Source organism: Mycobacterium deserti, from assembly GCF_025345615.1.
GTDB lineage: Bacteria > Actinomycetota > Actinomycetes > Mycobacteriales > Mycobacteriaceae > Mycobacterium > Mycobacterium deserti.
In genome coordinates this window covers 1,050,254-1,069,006 of record NZ_JAODWD010000001.1, presented here as the reverse complement: position 1 = coordinate 1,069,006, position 18,753 = coordinate 1,050,254, and the positions used below count along the sequence as shown (strand labels likewise).

The window sequence follows — 18,753 nt, the reverse complement described above, 5'->3', positions numbered from 1 at the left end:
TCATCCTGCGAAGTTGAAGTTGCCGGACTGGCCGTAGACGGTCAGGGACACGCACAACGTGACGAGGACCGTCGACACCAACGACGCCCGCACCGCACGGCCCACCGCCTCACCTACCCCGGCGGGACCGCCCGTCGCGGTGAAGCCGTAGTAGGTGTGCACGAGCATCACCACCACTGCCATCAGGATCGCCTGCAGGAAGGACCAGACCAGATCGGTCGGATTGAGAAAAGTGCGGAAGTAGTGGTCGTACACGCCGGTGGACTGCCCATAGGCGATGGTCGTGCCCGCACGCGCGGCGACGAAGGACATCACGACGGCGATGCAGTACAGCGGCACGACCACGAGTACGCCCGCCACCAGTCGCGTCGAGGCCAGGTAGGCAACCGACCGGATGCCCATCACCTCGAGCGCGTCGATCTCCTCGCTGATGCGCATGGCGCCCAATTGCGCGGTGGCGCCCGCGCCGATGGTCGCCGCCAGTCCGATGCCCGCGGTCAGCGGGGCGATCAACCGGACGTTGAGGTAGGCCGACGCGAAACCGGTCAGTGCTTCGATGCCAATGCCGGCAAGTGAGTTGTAACCCTGAACCGCGATGATGGCGCCCGCCGACAACGTGATGAATCCGACGATGACGGTAGCCCCGCCAATAAGCGCCAATGCCCCTGTGCCGAGGCCCATCTGAGCGATCAGCCGCAAAATCTCCTTTTTGTAGCGGGTGAATGCATCGCCCACCGCGCCCAGCGTTTCGGCGTAGAACTCGGCCTGGCGACCGACCCTGTTCCACTCCGCACCGAACCGCCGGAAGGTGCGGTTCAGCCGTGGCCTCAGCGGGCTGGGCAGGCTGACGGTCACATCGTCACCTCGACGCCGACGGCGGTGACGACCACGTTGATCACGAACAGCGCCACGAACGAGAACACCACGGTTTCGTTCACGGCATTGCCGACACCCGCGGGGCCGCCGCCCACCGAGATGCCTTTGTAGCAGGCGATCAGTCCGGCGGACAGCCCGAAGAGGGCGGCCTTGACCGCGGAGATGATCAGCTCCGGCAACCCGGTCAGGAGGGTGAGCCCCGCCGCGAACGTGCCTGGTGTCACGTGCTGACCGAACACCGAGAACGCGAACCCGCCGATGAGGCCCGTCAGCGTGACGAGCGAGGACAGCAGCAGCGCCGCGACGGTGGCTGCGATGACCCGCGGCACGACCAGCGACTGAATCGGGTTGATGCCCAGCACGCGCAGGGCGTCGAGCTCCTCACGGATGGTCCGGGCGCCAAGGTCGGCGCACATCGCGGTGGCGCCGGCGCCCGCGACGACCAGCACGGTGACGAGCGGACCGATCTGCGTGACGGCCGCGAGCGCGGTACCGCTGCCGGAGAAGTCTGCTGCGCCGAATTCGAGCAGCAGGATGTTGAGCGTGAACACTCCGAGGACGGTGAAGGGAATTGCCAGCATGAGCGTGGGTAGGAGCGAGACTCGGGCGACGAACCAGGTCTGCAGCACCAGCTCTCGCCACGCGAACGGTCGCCTGGTGGCCAGCCAGGCGGTGTCGAGAGCCATCGCCAGGAACTGGCCGATCTCACGGACCGGCTTGGCGGCGACGCTGTTGGCGATCAAGAACGCTCTCCCTAAAAGACACCAGGTGACTTGGTGTATGTATAACACCACATCGATCGCCGAACTAGAGCAAGTTTCTATTTTTTGCCACGGTGGCGCCGACGGCGCAGGGTGCCGGCCGTAAGGTGGGCGTCCATGGCGAGCAAATCCGTTGCCGCAGGGCAGGCCAGGCCGGCGCCGGTCCGGCGCGCGCGACAGGCACGCAGTCAGGAGACGGTCAATCGATTCCTCGACGCGACGGAGGAACTGCTCCGCGACAAGTTGTTCCACGAGATCGGCGTCATGGAGATCATCGAGCGCTCCGGCCGCACAGTTGGATCGTTCTATGCCCGCTTCAGCGACAAATACGCCGTTCTGCGGCTGCTGCGCGAGCGCACCGAGGAGCGGGCCCGCGCTGAGTTGGAGCGCGTCACCGAGGCCGAGAACTTCGTCGGCGCGGCGATCGAGGACATCGTGGCCGCCGTGGTCGGCGCGATGCTCACGGCCTACCAGGACATGGGGCCGGTGTACCGGGCGACCGCCGCGCAGGCGTGTGTCGACGAGGAATTCCGCGCGCACCGCCGCGAGATGTTTCACCTCGCCGCCACGCGCTACGCGGAGTTGTTGCTCGAACATCGGGACCGGATTGGCGCCGCGGACCCGCAACGCGCAATCGACCTCGGCTTCTCGCTGCTGATCGGAATCGCCGATCAGCGACTGCTTTTCGGTCCGCTCGGCGTCACCGACGTGGACGAGAAGCACCTGGCGGACGAGCTGGTCGGTCTCGCACTGCATCTACTCGAACTGCGGTACTGACAGGCCGAACCCGGCACAGGCGTTGACGGCGCAGGCGTTGCGGCTTACGCTCACCAACCAAATTAGAATAATCCTCTAGTTCGTGATGAGGCGGTGGCATGGCGCGAGTCGCAGTGGTCGGTGCGGGGCCCGGAGGGATGAGTGCCGCCCTGGCCCTGCATCGTTCCGGTCACGATGTCACCGTCTACGAACGGCGGCCGGAAGTGAGCGCCGTCGGTTCGGGATTGAGCCTGACGACGCCGCCCCTTCTCGTACTGCAGCGCCTCGGCGTGAACGTCGAGGGACTCGGCGCTCCGGCGCAACTGGGGTTCAGCAGATATGACGGTCGGGTGCGAGCTGACTTCCCAGCCATTCCTGAGCTCGAAAAGCACTTTGGGGCAACGTTCTTCGGGCTGCTGCGGCCCGACCTGTACGAGCGGATGTGCGACGCGATGCCTGACGGAGTCGTCGAGCTCGACCGGCACCTGGTCGGGTTCGACCAGGATGAGAGTCGCGTCCGGCTGTTCTTCGCCGATGGTCGCCACGCCGAGGCCGATCTCTTGATCGGCGCCGACGGTATCAACTCGGCCGTGCGGCGGACACTGCACGGCCAAAGCCCGCTCACCTATCACGGGTTCGTGTGTTGGCAGGGCTACTGCGAGCTCGACGGGCCCGACCGCACGGTGGGGCGCATCTGCCACAACCGCGACACGCAGGCCAGCTGGTCGCCGATTCTGCACAGGGGTCGGCCGGCCTGGCAGTGGTGGGTGCTCGAACCCTGGCCGCGCGCAGTGCCATTCACCGGTGAGGTCAGGACTCACCTTGAGCGCATCCTCGCCGGCTGGGTCAGTCCGCTGCCGGAGCTGTTGGCCGCCACCGCGACCGAGCGCATCCTGCGGCGCGAGATCGTCGACCGACCCCGGTTGCGGCGCTGGTCCCACGGCCGCGCCACCGTACTCGGTGATGCGGCGCACCCGACGTCGCCGTACGCCGCCTATGGAGCGGGCATGGCGGTCGAAGACGGCTTCTACCTCGACCGGCACCTATCCGGACGCGATCTCACCGACTCCGAGCAGGTGCGAGGCGCATTCGCGGCGTTCGAGAAGCAGCGCGAGGCGCGGACCGCTCGGACCGCCTCATTCGCAAGAACTCTCGGCCGGGTCTACCACTCGTCGAACACCGTCTGGCAGCGCACGCGAGACTTCGCACTGGACCACACATCGATTCCCCGCCGGCTTCTCGTGGCTGGTTACACCCGGTCCCTGCGCGAGGAGTTGAGTTACCTGTGAGTGCTTCTGCGTTGCGGCGTGCGGTCGCGGCGACGATGACGGCGAGCGCCGCCGTGCCGCAGTTCACGCTCGAAGCACGCGCCGATATGGCGGATGCTCTGGCCACGGCGGCGGATTCAGGGTGCAGCGTCGAAGACATCGTCGTGACCGCGGTCGCCCGAACCCTGGCGCGGCACCGCAGGATCAACGCCTCCTACGACGAGGCCACTCAGACCGTCAACGAGCACGCGGACATCAACATCGGGGTGGCCATCGCTGTCGAGGACGGCATCCTCGCGCCCGCCGTCCGAGGTGCAGACCGTCTCACACCAGCCGAGATCCGAGGCGAGCGCCGACGACTGGTGGCCGCCGCGCGGGCAGGCACGCTGCGCCCCACGGAGTTGTACTCCGCGACGTTCACCGTGTCGAACCTCGGCGGACACGGCATCCCGCGGTTCCGTGCGCTGGTGATACCTCCGCAGGCCGCGATCCTGGCAGTGGGAGCGCTGAGCAAGCGGAACCGCGTGTGGTTCAGCCTTTCCGTGGACCACCGCGTCACCGACGGCGTGCCCGCCGCACGCTTTCTCACCGAGTTGGTCGACCACATCGAAGGGAATACCGCGTGAACCAGATCAAGTTCCTGACGGCGTGCCGGCCGATGCCGCACGTAAGCAGGCGGGAGATGCACAAGTACTGGGACGAGCATCATCTGCCGACCTCGCTGAGCGTGCGCCGCGCGCTGGACCTCCTTCACAAGGAACATGCGTACACGGTCGAGGACTATCTGCTACACGACGACCTTTGGGGAGACGGGGCCGAGACACCCTTGGGATACGACCAAGTCGGCGTGCACTGGCTCAATGCCGCCACCGCGGCCGAGACGCTGTCGTCGGAGCCTGCGCAGCAGGCCATGCGCAAGCTTGGGGTGGACGAGAAACACATGACCGACCTCGTGCGCTCCCCGTCCTGGTTCGCGACCGAACACGTCGTTGTTGAGCGCGGACCGGGTCGCACGGTCGCGCTGCCGGGTGGTCCGTATCTGAAGTTCTACTCCGGCTGGTACGTGCCCGCAGGGGCTGACCGCCAGGAGGCACAGCGTGTGTACCGCACCGAGCACGCCGCTCTCGTCGAATCCGTCGCCTCCGATCTCGGCCTCGCGCGCTATGTGCAGAACGTCAACGTGTACGACCCGACGATCGAACACCTGTCGAAGACGGTCCGCGGCACCGAGCCCGACGGTTTCGACGGGCTCGACGAATTCGTCTGGCTACGAGACGATTTGGTTCGCGCGTTGGCGACGCCCGCCGGTCGTGATGCGGCGAAGGCGCTTCGGGCCGGACAGGACGCCTTCGCCGACCGGTCCCTCTCGCCGAGCTGGTTCGCCGTCGAACGCATCCTCTACTAGGTCCACGGGCGTGAGAATCCTTGTCGTCGGCGCGGGCATCGGCGGCCTGTTCGCCGGAATCGCGCTTCGAGAGGCCGGCTTCGACGTCGAGATCTGTGAACGATATCCAGAGCCGCGGCCCGTCGGCGCAGGCCTGACCCTGTGGGCCAACGCACTCAAACTGTTCCGGCGCTACGGCATGCTCGACCAACTCCTCGCTGCGTCTGGCGCCTGTGAGCACACCGAGTTCCGCACCGCGACCGGGCGCACCCTGAGTCGGGTCTCACTCGGCGAGCTCGTCGAGCGCTTCGGATTGCCGACGGTGTGCGTACACCGTCACGACGTCTCCGACATCCTGCTCGAACGCTTCGGCACCGTCGGGCTACACCTCGGGCGTGAGGTGGTGGCCGTGCACCAGGACGCCGACGGTGTTGAGGCGACGTTCGCCGACGGCAAACGCAGACGCGCTGATGTCCTCGTCGGCGCGGACGGCATCAACTCAGTGGTGCGCAAAACGCTCCACCCGCAGGTGTCCCCGCACTACGACGGGCAGACCGTATGGCGGGGAATCGTCGATGTCGGCGACGTGCCTGCGACATCGTTCGTCGCGTTCGGGCGCGGCGCACGGGCGGGATGGAGCCCGATGGGCCGGGGACGGGTCTACTGGTTCGCCGCCCGGTTCCAGCCTGCGGGCGCGCCCGACCGTGGCGACGAAATGAAGCACGACCTGCTGCAGGAGTTCGGTTCTTGGGCAGAGCCATTGGGCAGAATCATCGAGGCGACCCCGGCGGACGCAATCAGCCGCAGCGACGTGTTCGTCCTCCCGCGGCTGCCGTCTTGGGTCACGGGGCGGATCGCGCTGTTGGGAGACGCCGCCCACGCGATGGCGCCGCACGTCGCGCAGGGCGCCTGCCTGGCCGTCGAGGACGCGGTCGTGCTGGCTTTGCGGCTGGCATCGTCGCACGACCCCCACACGGGCTTGCGTCGCTATGCAGACGAGCGCCGTGCCCGGGTAGGCGTGGTCATCGACGAAGCCCGCTCCGTCGGGCGCCTCGCGGCGATGAATGGACCGATCTCGTCGCGGCTGCGCGACGCCGCGATGCGCTTGACCCCCAGCCGGGCAATGGTGGCCGGCTTCGCGCGACCCGCAGGATATGAGGTGACGTGATGACCAACGATCTGAATCTTGGCTTGACAGTCGGGTATTGGCAGAAGTCGGTGGAGGACCTCACCGAGACGGTGCAGGCCGCCGAACGCCTGGGATATGACTCCGTCTTCACTGCCGAGGCATATGGTTCGGACGCTCTGACGCCGCTGGCCTGGTACGGCGCCCGCACGTCGAAGATCAAGCTCGGAACGGCGGTCACCCAGATCTCGGCACGCACACCCACCGCGACGGCGATGCATGCGCTCACGCTCGACGGGCTGTCAGGCGGGCGCCTGATTCTCGGCGTCGGTGTCTCGGGACCGCAGGTGGTGGAGGGTTGGTACGGACAGCCGTTCGGCAGACCGCTGGCCCGCACCCGCGAGTACGTCGACGTCATGCGCCAGGTCTGGTCACGTGAGCAGCCCGTCACGAACGACGGGCCCCACTACCCCCTGCCGTGCCGCAGCGGAACCGGCCTGGGCAAGTCCCTGAAATCCATTGCGCACCCGGTGCGATCGCGGATCCCGGTGTATCTCGGTGCCGAAGGACCGAAGAATGTCGCGCTGGCGGCGGAGATCGCCGACGGCTGGATTCCCTTCTTTCTCGATCCGTCCATGGTCGAGTCCGTTTACGGCGACGCTCTGGCTGACCGGCATCCCGATTTCGACATCGTGGCGCCGGTGACGACGGTGGTGACCGACGACCTGGATATGGCGCTGCAGATCGCGAAGATGCCGCTGACGTTGTACATGGGCGGTATGGGTGCCAGAGAGCAGAACTTCCATCTCGACCTCATCGGCCGACTCGGCTACGCCGAGGAGGCGCATCGGGTACAAGAACTGTTCCTGGCCGGCCGACGGGAGGAGGCCGTGCGCGCGGTGCCCGACGAACTCGCCGACGCCACGTCCCTGTTGGGACCGATCGAACGGATCAAAGACCGGCTGACACTGTGGCGTGACTCGCCGATCACCACACTGCTGATCGCGGGTGTGCGTGACGAGCCCACCCTTCGGGCGCTCGCCGACGTGATTCGCGGGTAGTTTCAGATGCGGCGGGAAGCCTGCTGCCAGAACGTTTCCCGCACTTGACGCTTGAGGATCTTGCCCGCGGCACTGCGCGGTAGCTCCGGCCAGATCTCCACCCGTTTCGGGCACTTGACGCCACTTAGCAACGCCTTGCAGTGCGCGATCAGTTCGGTGGGCGTCACGTCAGCGCCCGGCAGCGTCTCGATCACCGCGGTGACCGCCTCACCCCAGTGTGGATCGGGGGTTCCGACGACGGCGCACTGGGCGACCGCCGGATGCGTCAGCACCGCCGTTTCGACCTCGGCGGAGAAGACATTGAATCCGCCGGTGACGATCATGTCCTTCTTGCGGTCCAGCAGATACACGAAACCGTCGGCATCGAGACGCCCGATGTCGCCCGTATGGTGCCAGCCGTGCGCGCGCACGGAAGGGTCCGGGTCGCCTAGGTAGCCCTCCATCACCAGGGGGCCGCGCACCACGATCTCGCCGACTGCGCCGGAGGGCAGCAGGTTCCCGTCGTCATCCATCACTGCCACCCGAGCCACCACCGAAGGGCGGCCGCAGGACTCGAGCCGGTGCGGTGCGTGGGTGAGCGCCTCGCGATGGTCGTCGGCGGTCATCACTGTGCAGATCATCGCGGCCTCGGATTGCCCGTACAGCTGCACCATGCACGGGCCGAACACGTCGATGGCCTGCCGCACCTTCTCAGGCGCCATGGGCGCGGCGGCGTAAACGAACGCGCGCAGAGAGGAGTAGTCGCGATCGCGGACCCCCGGCGCGGCGAGCATCATGTAGATCACCGTCGGCGGCAGGAACAGGAACGTGACCCGCTGGCGCTCGATGGTGTCGAGGATCTCTGCGACGTCGACGCCGCGATGGATGACGATCGTGCCACCGGTCGCGAGGACCGGAAAGCAGAGGATCCCCGCGGCGTGGGTCAGGGGCGCCGCAGCGAGATATACAGCGGGGTCGCCGATGTCGACGTGGGCGAGCAGCGCTGTCGTCATCGCCACCACGTTGCGTGCGCTGGCGACCACCGCCTTGGGTCGCCCGGTGGTACCGCCCGTGAATCCGAGAATGACCTCGCGCGTGCTCGATTCCGGTGGATCGGGAACCGGCTCGTCGTCGTACGGCAGGTCGTCGAGCGGGATGGTCCACCGAAGTGTGGGCACGGCGCGTTGGAGATCGGCGGCCACGGCGCGCAGTGCGGGGTCGTAGAACAGCGCTGTGGCCTCGGCGATTCGCAGTTGTTCGGCCAGTTCGTCGGTGGTCGCCCGGACGTTGGCCGGAATCCACGTCGCCCGCGACCGGAGCACGCCGAGGACTGCCAGGAAGGCCCCTACCGAATTAGGACTCAGCACAGCCACTCTGGAGCCGAGGCCGACACCGTGACGACGCAAGCCGCCCCCGATACGGTGCGATGCTGTCGCCACCTCGGTGTAGGTGAGACTGCGGTCGCCGTCGATGACGCACGCGGCATCGGCGGCGATGAGCGCACCGCGGTCGAGGTAGTCGATCAGCCGCATGTCAGGGCCGTCCGGGACCCGAGGTGGGACGCGCTCCGGGCCCGGCGTGTCGGTGCAGCCAGGGCAGGATCACCGCCTCGGCGACCGGGAGCGCGGAGACCGACGTGTGGGCGTCGGCGCCGGTTTCCGGACCGAGTTCGACCAATTCTTTGTCCGGCACGGCGAGTTGCTGGAACATCCGCCGGGTCAACTGCCGCCATGCCGGCGGTTCCGATGTACCGCACACCAGGAGCACGGGACCCGAGATCCTCGCGATCATCTCCGGCGTCACGGTGAAAGCCGCCATGTCCTCGATAATCTGGCTGTAGCGCTCGACCGGTTCCGTGTAGTCGCCGCCGCGCCTACCCCACCAGTGGAACGAGAAGTCGACCGCGGGCAGGTGGCGCAGGCTCTCGATGTGGGCGTCGACCGTCGCGTAATCGGCACCGCCGTCCAGCATTTCGCCGACACCCGCGACGGACCGGGGGAGCTCCGCGAGCTCGTGCAGCGAAGCGTCGAACACCCACCCGCGCACGCGGTGGTCGTGGGCGGCCGCGCGCGGCCCGAAATATCCGCCCGCGGAGAAGCACACGCACCAGAGGTTGTCGGGATCAACTCCGTCGAGTGCGGTCAGTGCGTCGAGCATCGCCGCGAACGGCACTTCGGTGTCGGCCCGGTATTTCGACACCTCGTTGAGTGCGAGCGAGCCGACCTGACCGGGCAGCTCGATCAGCGCGACGTTGTACCCGCGGTCCAGCAGTGAACCGGCGCCGTAGAAGAAATTCTCCTCACACACCACATCGGCGCCACCCACCATGATCACCGTCGGGTACTTCTCCGGCTCTGAGGACCCGGGCAGGAAGTACATCGGCATCCGAACCCCGTCGGATTCATAATCCAGCTGCCTGCCCGGCGGCGAAGCCAGTTCGCATACCTTGCCGAACGCGGCGCGAAGCTTCTGATACACGCCTGCCCTGCGGTCGTCGAAGCCGTGCAGGAATTGGTCAGACGCATGGTAGTAGTTCGCCGCGCGCAGGTAGGCCCGACGCGCGTCGATGATCGACTCCGGTTGCGCCGCAAGGCGTTGCGCCTCGACAACGAGACGGTCAGCGAACGACGACCAGGCCTTGTGCCAGCTCTCGACGTCACCGTCCTCGACGTCGGCGAGGATGGCGAGCACCTCGCCGACGGTGGCACCCCCCTGGGAGGCGTAGCCCAGGTAGCGGATGACGTTGAAGTCGAGCCATGGGTCGGTGAAGAGGCTGAAGTGGCGCTTGGCCATGTCGATGGAGCTCACCGAAAAATAGAAACAATCTCTAGTTTGCGTGTCAAGGGCGGCGGCGGGGTGTTATACATACACCAAGTCACTTGGTGTCTTTAGGAACGGAGAACCCGCGATGGACCCCTTGATCATCACCGTCACATGCGACTCGTCGATGTCCTATCCGGGCAATCCGCACATGCCGCCGATCGAGGACACCGAGACCATCGGTCAGCAGTACATCGATGCAGTGAACGCGGGGGCGACGATCTGCCATCACCACGGCGTCCACTACCTCGAGCACGAGATGGGTGCCGACGGGAAGCGGTTGTCGACCATCGACCACGACGGTTGGCAGCGCCTCACCGACAAGATCAGATCGGTCGGGACCGATCCGATCATCCAGTACGGCATTGCCAGTGCGCGGTTGCCGGAGAAGATCCGGCTGATGAAGCAGAAGCCCGACATGATGTCCTACGCATTCAACGTCCACGACGAGTACTTCCGACCGGACGAGAGCCTGCCCGCCAACGAGATGTACGCGTTGCACCCGCGCGACGAGCTGGAGGAGGCCAGCCGAGCGGCGGCAGAGCACGGCGTGAAGCTGGAGATCGAGTGCTTCTACACCGGAGCGTTCTGGAACTTGCAATTCATCCGTGACATGCAGCTGCTCAATGAACCCATCTGGGCCACACTATTTCTCGGTTGGCCCGGCGGCGCATGGACGCCGCCCACCCCGAAGTCGCTCACCTATCTCGTGGACCACCTGCCGACGGGCGTGAATTGGAACGTCTCCACGATGGATCCGTCCACGCAATGGGCACTGGCCGCGATGGCCATCGGCATGGGCGGGCATGTGCGGGTCGGCTGGGAGGACAACCCGTATCTGCCCGACGGCGAGCTGTCGAAGAGCAATGCGCAGTTGGTCGAGGTCATCGTCAAGATGGCGGAGACCATCGGCAGGCCGGTCGCCGACGTCGCGGCGGCTCGTCGGATCGTCTTCGGCGAGACCGCACAATGAGATTGGTCCGCGTCGGCCCCGCCGGTGAGGAACGCCCTGGTGTTCTGGTCGGTGACGACAGCTACGTCGACGTCTCGGATCGGTTTACCGATTACGACGGCGAGTTCTTCGCCGGCGGCGGACTTTCCGAGCTCGCGCGGACGCTCAGCGACTACGACCGGAGCCAACCGCTGGACGGGATCCGGATCGGCCCGCCCATCGCCAGGCCGCACCAGATTCTCTGTGTAGGGCTCAATTACGCTGAGCACGCCGCAGAGTCCGGCAGCACGGTCACCACCGAACCGGTCATCTTCACGAAGGCGCCGAACAGCATGTCGGGCCCCTTCGACCCGGTCGTCTCCCCGGTCGGCGGAACCAAGTTGGATTACGAGGTCGAACTCGGCGTGGTCATCGGCGTCCGGTCGAGCCACCTACGCGATGATGCCTCCGCCGCCGCGGCGATCGCGGGATTCGTCGCAGTGAACGACGTCAGCGAGCGGGCATTCCAGCTGGAGCGCGAAGGGCAATGGGTCAAGGGCAAGTCGTGCCCGACCTTCAATCCGTGCGGTCCCGTGCTGGCGACTCCGGACGAGGTCGGCGACTGGCAGGACCTCGAGCTGTGGCTGACGGTGAACGGCGAGAAGCGGCAGTCCTCGTCGACTCGGTTCATGGTGCACGACGTCATCGCGATCGTGCGCTACCTGTCGCAGTTCATGGTGCTCGAGCCCGGTGACCTGATCAACACCGGCACTCCTGCGGGTGTGGCGCTCGGCCGCGCCGACGGGAGCTACCTGAACCGTGGTGACGTCATCGAACTCGGCATCACCGGGCTCGGCACCCAACGAACTGTCGTCGTCTAGCGAAAGGAAGTGACCGGTGCGCGTGGAAGTGCGGCTGCCGCAATGGGGAATGGGCATGACAGAAGGTGAAGTCGTCCTCTGGCTCAAGGAGGTCGGAGAACCGATCGCCGAAGGTGAAGAACTCGTCGAGATCGAGACGGCCAAGGTCAACGAAACGCTGGAGTCCCCGGCCAGTGGAACGCTTGTCGAGGTGCTGGCCGACGTCGGCGCGGTAGTCGAGGTGCGCGGCGTTCTCGCGGTGATTGAGACGGACTAACGAATCACTATGCGCGACAACACGGCCAAGCCGTCGACGTTCGACGTCTACGAGCAGGAACTGGAATGGGTTCCGGTGTCCGAACTCTACGGGTTCGGCAACGCGGTATCCGCTTCGATCGGGAATCTCGGTAAGTATCTGGGTCGGCCGGGCGACGACCGGGGCCCCTGGTTCTACCTCATCAAACACCCGCCGCACACCCTGGTGCCGCGGCATGCGCACAGCAGCGCGGTGTGCCATCTGCTACTCGAAGGTTCCTGGCTGGTGGGCGAAGACGAGCCGCGCCTGTGCCTGCCCGGCTTCTTCCACTTCGAGGACGCCGGGGCGTACTGGGGCCCGATGCGTTCCGGCAGCGAGGGGTCGCGCTTCATCGCCGTCTACAGCGGGCGGCCGGACTTCATCGTCGCCGAGGGATCCGAAGCGGCCGAACCTTATTCCGGAAGGGAATGACACATGGCAGACGCTGGTGTGCTGACCGAGATGTACCGAAGGATGCTGCGCATCCGGCTGTTCGAGGAGACCGTGCAAGCCATGGCGGCGCGCGGAGAGCTGCCCGGCTCCATTCACCTGAGCATCGGACAGGAGGCGCAGATCGTCGGGTCGTGCATGGCGCTGCACGACGGTGACTACATCACCGGCAATCACAGGTCACACGGCCACCCGATCGGCAAGAACGCGCCGCTGCGCGGTCTGATGGCCGAGCTCCTCGGCCGCGCCACCGGCGTCTGCCGAGGCAAAGGCGGTTCCATGCATCTGGCCGACTTCAGCGTGGGATCCCTGGGAGAGAGCGCGATCATCGCCGGCGGGGTGCCGGTCGCCACCGGCGCGGCGCTCACCGCGAAGATCACCGGCAACGAGCGGGTGGCGCTGGCGTTCTTCGGAGACGGCGGGGCCAACCAGGGGGTGCTCTACGAGTGCCTGAACATGGCGGCGGTATGGGACCTGCCGATGATCTTCCTCTGCGAGAACAACCAGTACGCCTCACTGACACCGCTGGCCGAAGTCACCAGACAGACCCGGATCGCGGAGCGGCGGCGGGTTTCGGGCTTCCCGGCATCCGGGTCGAGGACGGTCAGGACGTCACGGTCGTCCACGACGTGGTCGCCGAGGCGGTGCGACGGGCGCGCTCAGGGGAGGGCGGCACGCTGATCGAAGTGATGACCTACCGCTACCGCGATCACTCCGAAGGTCTGCGCTTCCGCGACGCGTATGCCGGCGCGACTCGTGACGCCGACGAGATCGCCTCGTGGCGGGCTCGGGACCCGCTTGAGATTGCGCGGCAGCATCTTCGAGCTTCCGGCGTCGGTGATGACGACATCGCAGCTCTCGACGAGGTGGTAACTGCCGAGATCGCCGACAGCGTCGACTTCGCGCTGAACAGTCCCATGCCCGAACCCTCTGCGGCGTTCGACGACGTCTACGCCGATCGTGCCGTTCTCATCTCAGGAGGTGCGCGCTGATGGCGCGGATGAACTATCTGGCGGCGATCGCCGCCGCGCAGCGCGAAGCCCTGCGTGAGGACGATCGGGTGATCGTGATGGGCGAAGATGTTCGCGCCAACCTCTATGGGACGGCCCCGGGCTTCGTCGATGAGTTCGGCCTGCAGCGGGTGCTGAACCTGCCGATCTCCGAAGCCGGCTTCACTGGGGTGGCGATCGGCGCGGCGATGACCGGACTGCGGCCGATCGTCGACTACAGCTACGCGACGTTCATGTACCTGGCTATGGATCAGTTGGTGAACCAGGCCGCGAAGAACCGCTATATGTTCGGCGGCCAAGCCACCATCCCGGTCGTGTTCAGGGCGAGCATGTGGTACGGAGCATCCTCAGCTGCACACCATTCCGATCGGCCGTATGCGATGTTCATGGGTGTGCCCGGCCTGAACATCGCCGTGCCGTCGAGTCCCTACGAGGCGAAGGGGCTTCTGCGGGCGGCCGTCGCGTGCAACGATCCGGTACTGGTTTTCGAAGATGCCACCCTGTGGGCGCGCAAGGAGGAGGTGCCCGACGAGCCCTACTCGATACCGCTCGGCGTGGCGAATGTCGTCCGAGAGGGCGGCGACGTCACGGTGGTGGCGATCGCGGGGGCGGTCCACCTGGCCAAGCAAGCGACCGAAGAACTGACAGCACAAGGTATCTCGGTGGAGCTCATCGATCCGCGCACGCTCTCGCCACTCGACACCGACACCATCGTGCGTTCGGTGCAGAAGACCGGGCACTTGCTCGTGGTGGACCCGGCGCCCCGTACCTGTGGGGCCGCGGCCGAGATCGCCGCGGTCGTGGCCGAGCATGCGCACGACGCCTTGTGTGCCCCGGTACGTCGTCTCACCGCACCCGACGTCCATGCGCCGTTCAGTCCCGCCATGGAGAAGCCGTTGTATCCGAGCGCCGCCGACATCGTGTGCGCAGCACGCGATTTGGCGCTGCGCAACGGCTGTGTCGGGTCAGCTCCTCGATAAGTCCGCACCGTCGTCGGTGAACTCACCGAACAGCTGGGCCACCCGCGGGTCGGACAGACGCAGCTGGGCCAGCTCCGGGTCGTCGGTGAAGTACCTGCGCTGGTGGTCCAGATAGTCGGCCATAGCCTTGCGGGCGCGGCTCGGATGGTGGGCGCGTAGGGCGTCGAGGATTCTGCGGCGATCCGGCTGAAATTCGGTGGTCCGTTGTTGCCAGTAGCGAATTCCCCTGGTACGCAACACCTTGAACTGCATCTGCATGATGAGCGAAACCAGTACGGATTCGATCGCGGTGGCCAGCTCGTTGTGACCGGCTTGTGAGACTCCGATCTGGAAGCCGGCGACCTTCTGGATCAGGGCGTCGTGGGTGCGCAGCTTCGTGACGGACTCCAGGAAGTCGTACGTCTCTTCGAGCCGGTCGAGGTCATCTTCGGTGGCTTTGGCCGCGGCCGCCTCGGCGGACTGGAGTCCCAGCGCCGTCCGCACGTCGAGCGCTTCGAGGAGCCCGACGTCCTTCATCTGCATCAGGATCTGCAGCGCGGTGTTGACCAGATAATCGCTGTCGCCCCGAACATAGGCGCCACTGCCGTGTCGCACTTCGACCAGTCCGATGGCGGCAAGGGCCCGCACCGCTTCCCGGACGGTCGGCTGGCTGACGCCGTAGTGCGCGGCCAACTCGCGTTCGTTCGGCAGCCGCGAACCTTGCGTCAAGCGCTGAGAAACGATGTCCTGTCGCAAGGAGTCGATGACACCGTCGACCGCCTTGACCGCTCGGGTCGCTGTCGGTAGGGCGACCGGGGGTGAGCGCCTAGCCGCCATCGCTTCTCCGCTCTGGTAGTCGGCGCAGCCGAAGTCACCAAGTCACCAGATTATAGACCGTGTCTCAGCGCGGCTCACAGACGACCAGCGGAATAACCCGATCAGTCGCCTCTCGATAGTTCCGATACGGCGGGTACATCTTGATCAGCTTTGGCCACAAGTGCTTTCGCTCCTCAGGCGCGGCGTCACGGGCCGTCAAGTCGAGGTGTTCACCGCGAATCTGCACGTGCACCTTCGGGTCTTCTTTGAGGTTGAGGTACCAGACTGGATCGGAGTCGCGCCCGCCGAAGGATGCCGGCAGGATGACTCGGTCACCGTCGCGCAGATACAGCGTCGGCGTCGTGCGCGGTTTACCGCTCTTGCGGCCCGTCGTCGTCACCAGGGCCGCCGGGAACCACAGCAGTCGATGGCCGATGAGGCCGTCGGTGTGCTCGTAAGCCCAGATGTGACCCCGCGCGAAGTACTTCATCGCCAGCGCGAGCGGTTTCGAGTTGCGGACGGTGCCTGCCATGCCGGGTGTCTAGCCGCGCCACGGCGCCCGCAAACTATTTCTCGGTGCGCCGACTTCCGCCGTGCCAGTCTTCTTCGACGCCAGGCGACTCGGGGTTGACGCCGAAGCTGGCCAGTTGTGGCCGCTCGCGCAGGCTGCGCTTGAGCTCAGCAAAGCCGGGGAATGCGGCAAGCGCGACGACGTGGTCCCACAGGGCCACCGCCTCGTCGGCAGCGGGCAGCCGACTGATCACCGGCCCGAAGAAGGCTGTCCCACCGGGCGGCGCGAAGTGCAGGATCGGCGTGCCGACATCGCGGCCGGTCAAGTTCAGCGCCTCCTCGGTCTCGGCGCGGATCACGTCGTCGAGGCCGGTGTCACCGAGGGCCTCGACCAGGCCGGCCGGCAGCCCGGCATCCTCGAGCAGCGGTTCGACCACGCGGCTCGCTGCTTGCTCGGCCGCCGAGAGCGGGTCGTCTGTGCGGGGCGTGTCGAACAGTCGGGTTCCGATCGCGTCGTACAGTCGTCCGACGGCGCTGGGGCCGTGCTCTGCGCGCGCCCGCGCGGCGACCCGCAGCAGGCGCAGGCCTGCGGTGTGGCCGTCCTCGTATCCGAGCGGGAAATGCGCGGCGTAGTCCACGTCGGAGTTGACCATCCGCAGCGAGATGAACCGCCAGTCCACGTCGTAGTCGCGTTGATCCGCGACCAGCCGCACCCACTTGCTCGTCATCCAGGCGAACGGACACACCGGATCGAAGTAGAAGTGCAGATCGCTCACGGCTCGCAGATCACCAACGGGATGACCCGGTCGGTCCAGGACTGATAGTCCTCGTAGGTCGGGTACATCTCCACCAACCGCGGCCAGTACTTCGCGCGTTCATCGTCGGTGGCGTCGCGCGCGGTCAGGTCCAGCACTTCCTTCTTGATCTGAACCTTGACCTTCGGATCGGCCTTGAGGTTCAGGTACCACTGCGGGTGCTTGTCGCTACCGCCCTTGGACGCCGCGACGACGACGGTGTCACCATCGCGGTGGAAGTACAGCGGACTGATCCGCGGCTGGCCGCTTTTGCGACCCGTCGTGGTCAGCAGCGCCACCGGAATGCCCTGGAAGTCGCTGCCGAACCCTTCGCCGTCGCTGCGCCGGTACAGGAAGGTGTTGATCTTCGACATCCACTTGATGACGAAGTCCGCGGACTTGGTGTCCATGAAGCGGGGCTTTGAGGAGGGCATGGCGTGATCCTAAGACGTCAGGAATGGCCGAACGACTGCCTTGATGTGGTGGATCCTGCCGTCGGCGGCGGGAATGAGGAACGTCTCGTCGACGTGGGCGCCGACGCGCCGCCCGGCCAGCGACGGCTTGGTCACCAGGTCGAAGCGAGCCCGGACGGTGTCCCCATCGACAGTGAACTCCGGTACGGTCGACTCCCTGATCACGCGGTACTGAGGACCGCCATTCAGGCTGCGCCGCAGATGATTTCCGGAGAATCCGGTCTTGACGCCGAACTCGATTCTGGTGCAGCCGGGTGCGAACGGAACCTTGTCGGCGTCATGACTGACCAGCGCATCGATGTACGCCTGCGCGGCGGCGATACGTTCGGCGTCTGACGCTGGCATCAGATCCGCTCGATGATCGTTCCGGTGGACAGCGCACCGCCCGCGCACATGGTGATCAGCGCGGTGCTCTTGTCGGTGCGTTCGAGCTCGTGCAGCGCGGTGGTGATCAAGCGGCTGCCGGTGCTGCCGACCGGGTGCCCCAGCGCGATCGCGCCGCCGTTGACGTTCACGGTGTCGAGATCGGGCTCGTGCACGCGCGCCCACGACAGCACGACCGATGCGAAAGCCTCGTTGATCTCGGTGATGTCGATGTCGCCCATCTTCATCCCGGCCTTCTCCAGCACCTTGGCTGTCGACTGCACCGGACCGTCGAGGTGGTAGTACGGCTCGGCGCCGACGAGCGCCTGGCTGACGATCCGTGCCCGTGGCTTCAATCCCAGCGCACGCGCCTTGTCCTCGTCCATCCACAGCACTGCAGCTGCGCCGTCGGAGATCTGTGACGACGTGCCCGCGGTGTGAATGCCGTCTTCCAGCACCGGCTTGAGCGACGCGAGGCCTTCGACTGTCGTGTCGCGCAGGCCCTGGTCACGCGTCACCACGTGTCGCTCGCTGGTCGGCTGCTTCTGCTCGTCGAGAACCGGCGCCTCGATGCCGCTGATCTCGCGGTCGAACCGGCCCTCGGCCCACGCCTGCTTGGCCTTGCGCTGCGAATCGAAGCCGAATTGGTCGATTTCCTCGCGGCTGATACCGCGCCGCTTGGCGATCCGCTCGGCGGCGGTGAACTGGTCGGGCAGGTCGATGTCCCACGACGCCGGCCGCAGGATGCCGCGGTCTGGTCCGGCGTTGGCGCCGAGGCCGACGCGGCTCATCGCCTCGATGCCGCAGGCGATACCGACGTCGATCGCGCCCGCGGCAATGAGACCGGCGACCACACCGTTGGCCTGCTGTCCGCTGCCGCATTGGCAGTCGATCGTCATCGCGCCGACGTGCTCGGGCAGCCCGGCCACTAGCCAGCTCACCCTGGTGATGTTGTTGGACTGCTCGCCGTACTGCGTGACGCAGCCGCCGACGATCTGCTCGACGTCGCCGGCGTCGATGCCGGCCTTCTCCACGAGTGCCTTCTGTGTCGCGCCGAGCAACTCGGTTGCGTGCAGTCCGGACAGCCAACCATTGCGCTTCCCGATGGGGCTGCGAGTGGCCTCAACGATGACAGGGTTACCCATTCCGTCAGGCTAGAACACGTTTCATTACTCTGACAAGCGAGGAAGCTGACCTGCCTTTCATCTGCGCAGAAGGCATGTTTTACTGGCACTAGAACACGTTGCAATGAGGAGCGCAC

The 18,753-nt window shown here is 66.2% G+C and carries 21 protein-coding genes and 1 pseudogene; 12 read left to right on the top strand and 10 right to left on the bottom strand.

Annotation, left to right across the window (positions count from 1 at the left end):
* Together N4S67_RS05410 and N4S67_RS05405 are read right to left on the bottom strand one after the other, a co-directional pair.
* Positions 1 to 855 carry an ABC transporter permease gene (locus tag N4S67_RS05410; RefSeq protein WP_390893226.1) on the bottom strand — a complete coding sequence of 285 codons (855 nt, stop codon included), beginning with the start codon at positions 853 to 855 and terminating at the stop codon, positions 1 to 3.
* The gene (locus N4S67_RS05405; RefSeq protein ID WP_260992069.1) at positions 852 to 1,562 is read right to left on the bottom strand and encodes an MlaE family ABC transporter permease; all 711 of its coding nucleotides are present in this window, start codon (positions 1,560 to 1,562) and stop codon (positions 852 to 854) included. The genes N4S67_RS05410 and N4S67_RS05405 overlap by 4 nt, the downstream gene beginning before the upstream one ends.
* A 192-nt stretch (positions 1,563 to 1,754) precedes the next feature.
* Here N4S67_RS05405 and N4S67_RS05400 point away from each other — a divergent pair, with 192 nt between their 5' ends.
* The 6 genes from N4S67_RS05400 to N4S67_RS05375 all read left to right on the top strand — a co-directional run bounded on the left by N4S67_RS05400 (position 1,755) and on the right by N4S67_RS05375 (position 7,232).
* Positions 1,755 to 2,414, top strand: coding sequence for a TetR/AcrR family transcriptional regulator (locus tag N4S67_RS05400; protein WP_260991863.1), 660 nt, complete (start codon positions 1,755 to 1,757; stop codon positions 2,412 to 2,414).
* Between the two features lie 98 nt (positions 2,415 to 2,512).
* Positions 2,513 to 3,682 carry an FAD-dependent oxidoreductase gene (locus N4S67_RS05395; RefSeq protein WP_260991862.1) on the top strand — a complete coding sequence of 390 codons (1,170 nt, stop codon included), beginning with the start codon at positions 2,513 to 2,515 and terminating at the stop codon, positions 3,680 to 3,682.
* Positions 3,679 to 4,287 carry a 2-oxo acid dehydrogenase subunit E2 gene (locus N4S67_RS05390; RefSeq protein ID WP_260991861.1) on the top strand — a complete coding sequence of 203 codons (609 nt, stop codon included), beginning with the start codon at positions 3,679 to 3,681 and terminating at the stop codon, positions 4,285 to 4,287. The genes N4S67_RS05395 and N4S67_RS05390 overlap by 4 nt, the downstream gene beginning before the upstream one ends.
* Entirely contained in the window at positions 4,284 to 5,066 is a 783-nt protein-coding gene (locus tag N4S67_RS05385; protein ID WP_260991860.1) for an EthD domain-containing protein, read from the top strand. Before N4S67_RS05390 ends, N4S67_RS05385 begins: the two co-directional genes overlap by 4 nt.
* Positions 5,067 to 5,076: 10 nt before the next feature.
* Positions 5,077 to 6,213 (top strand): FAD-dependent monooxygenase, encoded by a 1,137-nt coding sequence (locus N4S67_RS05380; protein ID WP_260991859.1) that lies wholly within the window; start codon positions 5,077 to 5,079, stop codon positions 6,211 to 6,213.
* 11 nt (positions 6,214 to 6,224) lie between these two features.
* On the top strand, positions 6,225 to 7,232 hold the full coding sequence (locus tag N4S67_RS05375; protein ID WP_260992068.1) for an LLM class F420-dependent oxidoreductase: 1,008 nt from the start codon (positions 6,225 to 6,227) through the stop codon (positions 7,230 to 7,232).
* 2 nt (positions 7,233 to 7,234) lie between these two features.
* Here N4S67_RS05375 and N4S67_RS05370 read toward each other — a convergent pair whose 3' ends face one another.
* Positions 7,235 to 8,743, bottom strand: a complete 1,509-nt coding sequence (locus N4S67_RS05370) for an AMP-binding protein (protein WP_260991858.1) — start codon at positions 8,741 to 8,743, stop codon at positions 7,235 to 7,237.
* A gap of 1 nt (position 8,744) precedes the next feature.
* Positions 8,745 to 10,019 (bottom strand): alpha/beta hydrolase family protein, encoded by a 1,275-nt coding sequence (locus tag N4S67_RS05365; RefSeq protein WP_260991857.1) that lies wholly within the window; start codon positions 10,017 to 10,019, stop codon positions 8,745 to 8,747.
* A gap of 100 nt (positions 10,020 to 10,119) precedes the next feature.
* Between N4S67_RS05365 and N4S67_RS05360 the strand changes: the two genes are divergently transcribed.
* The 6 genes and pseudogenes from N4S67_RS05360 (at position 10,120) to N4S67_RS05330 (ending at position 14,557) form a co-directional block, all read left to right on the top strand.
* Complete coding sequence (locus tag N4S67_RS05360) at positions 10,120 to 11,004, top strand: BKACE family enzyme (RefSeq protein ID WP_260991856.1); 885 nt, start codon at positions 10,120 to 10,122, stop codon at positions 11,002 to 11,004.
* Positions 11,001 to 11,843, top strand: coding sequence for a fumarylacetoacetate hydrolase family protein (locus N4S67_RS05355; protein ID WP_260991855.1), 843 nt, complete (start codon positions 11,001 to 11,003; stop codon positions 11,841 to 11,843). Before N4S67_RS05360 ends, N4S67_RS05355 begins: the two co-directional genes overlap by 4 nt.
* Positions 11,844 to 11,859: 16 nt before the next feature.
* The gene (locus N4S67_RS05350; RefSeq protein ID WP_260991854.1) at positions 11,860 to 12,099 is read left to right on the top strand and encodes a biotin/lipoyl-containing protein; all 240 of its coding nucleotides are present in this window, start codon (positions 11,860 to 11,862) and stop codon (positions 12,097 to 12,099) included.
* A 9-nt stretch (positions 12,100 to 12,108) separates the two neighbouring features.
* On the top strand, positions 12,109 to 12,549 hold the full coding sequence (locus tag N4S67_RS05345) for a hypothetical protein (protein WP_260991853.1): 441 nt from the start codon (positions 12,109 to 12,111) through the stop codon (positions 12,547 to 12,549).
* Positions 12,550 to 12,552: 3 nt separating this feature from the next.
* Positions 12,553 to 13,559: pseudogene (locus tag N4S67_RS05340) on the top strand (thiamine pyrophosphate-dependent dehydrogenase E1 component subunit alpha).
* Positions 13,559 to 14,557 (top strand): alpha-ketoacid dehydrogenase subunit beta, encoded by a 999-nt coding sequence (locus N4S67_RS05330; protein ID WP_260991851.1) that lies wholly within the window; start codon positions 13,559 to 13,561, stop codon positions 14,555 to 14,557. Before N4S67_RS05340 ends, N4S67_RS05330 begins: the two are co-directional and overlap by 1 nt.
* Here the strand turns inward: N4S67_RS05330 and N4S67_RS05325 are convergent.
* From N4S67_RS05325 to N4S67_RS05300, 6 genes are all read right to left on the bottom strand, one after another.
* Positions 14,543 to 15,373, bottom strand: coding sequence for a FadR/GntR family transcriptional regulator (locus N4S67_RS05325; RefSeq protein ID WP_260991850.1), 831 nt, complete (start codon positions 15,371 to 15,373; stop codon positions 14,543 to 14,545). The genes N4S67_RS05330 and N4S67_RS05325 overlap by 15 nt on opposite strands.
* Positions 15,374 to 15,437: 64 nt before the next feature.
* Complete coding sequence (locus N4S67_RS05320; RefSeq protein WP_260991849.1) at positions 15,438 to 15,884, bottom strand: nitroreductase family deazaflavin-dependent oxidoreductase; 447 nt, start codon at positions 15,882 to 15,884, stop codon at positions 15,438 to 15,440.
* Positions 15,885 to 15,918: 34 nt separating this feature from the next.
* Positions 15,919 to 16,590: a mycothiol-dependent nitroreductase Rv2466c family protein gene (locus tag N4S67_RS05315; RefSeq protein ID WP_260992066.1), complete on the bottom strand. Its 672-nt coding sequence runs from the start codon at positions 16,588 to 16,590 to the stop codon at positions 15,919 to 15,921.
* Positions 16,591 to 16,634: 44 nt separating this feature from the next.
* The gene (locus N4S67_RS05310; RefSeq protein ID WP_260991848.1) at positions 16,635 to 17,090 is read right to left on the bottom strand and encodes a nitroreductase family deazaflavin-dependent oxidoreductase; all 456 of its coding nucleotides are present in this window, start codon (positions 17,088 to 17,090) and stop codon (positions 16,635 to 16,637) included.
* A gap of 9 nt (positions 17,091 to 17,099) precedes the next feature.
* Positions 17,100 to 17,474 (bottom strand): nuclear transport factor 2 family protein, encoded by a 375-nt coding sequence (locus N4S67_RS05305; protein WP_260991847.1) that lies wholly within the window; start codon positions 17,472 to 17,474, stop codon positions 17,100 to 17,102.
* Complete coding sequence (locus N4S67_RS05300; protein ID WP_260991846.1) at positions 17,474 to 18,637, bottom strand: steroid 3-ketoacyl-CoA thiolase; 1,164 nt, start codon at positions 18,635 to 18,637, stop codon at positions 17,474 to 17,476. Before N4S67_RS05300 ends, N4S67_RS05305 begins: the two co-directional genes overlap by 1 nt.
* Positions 18,638 to 18,753 lie beyond the last annotated feature (116 nt).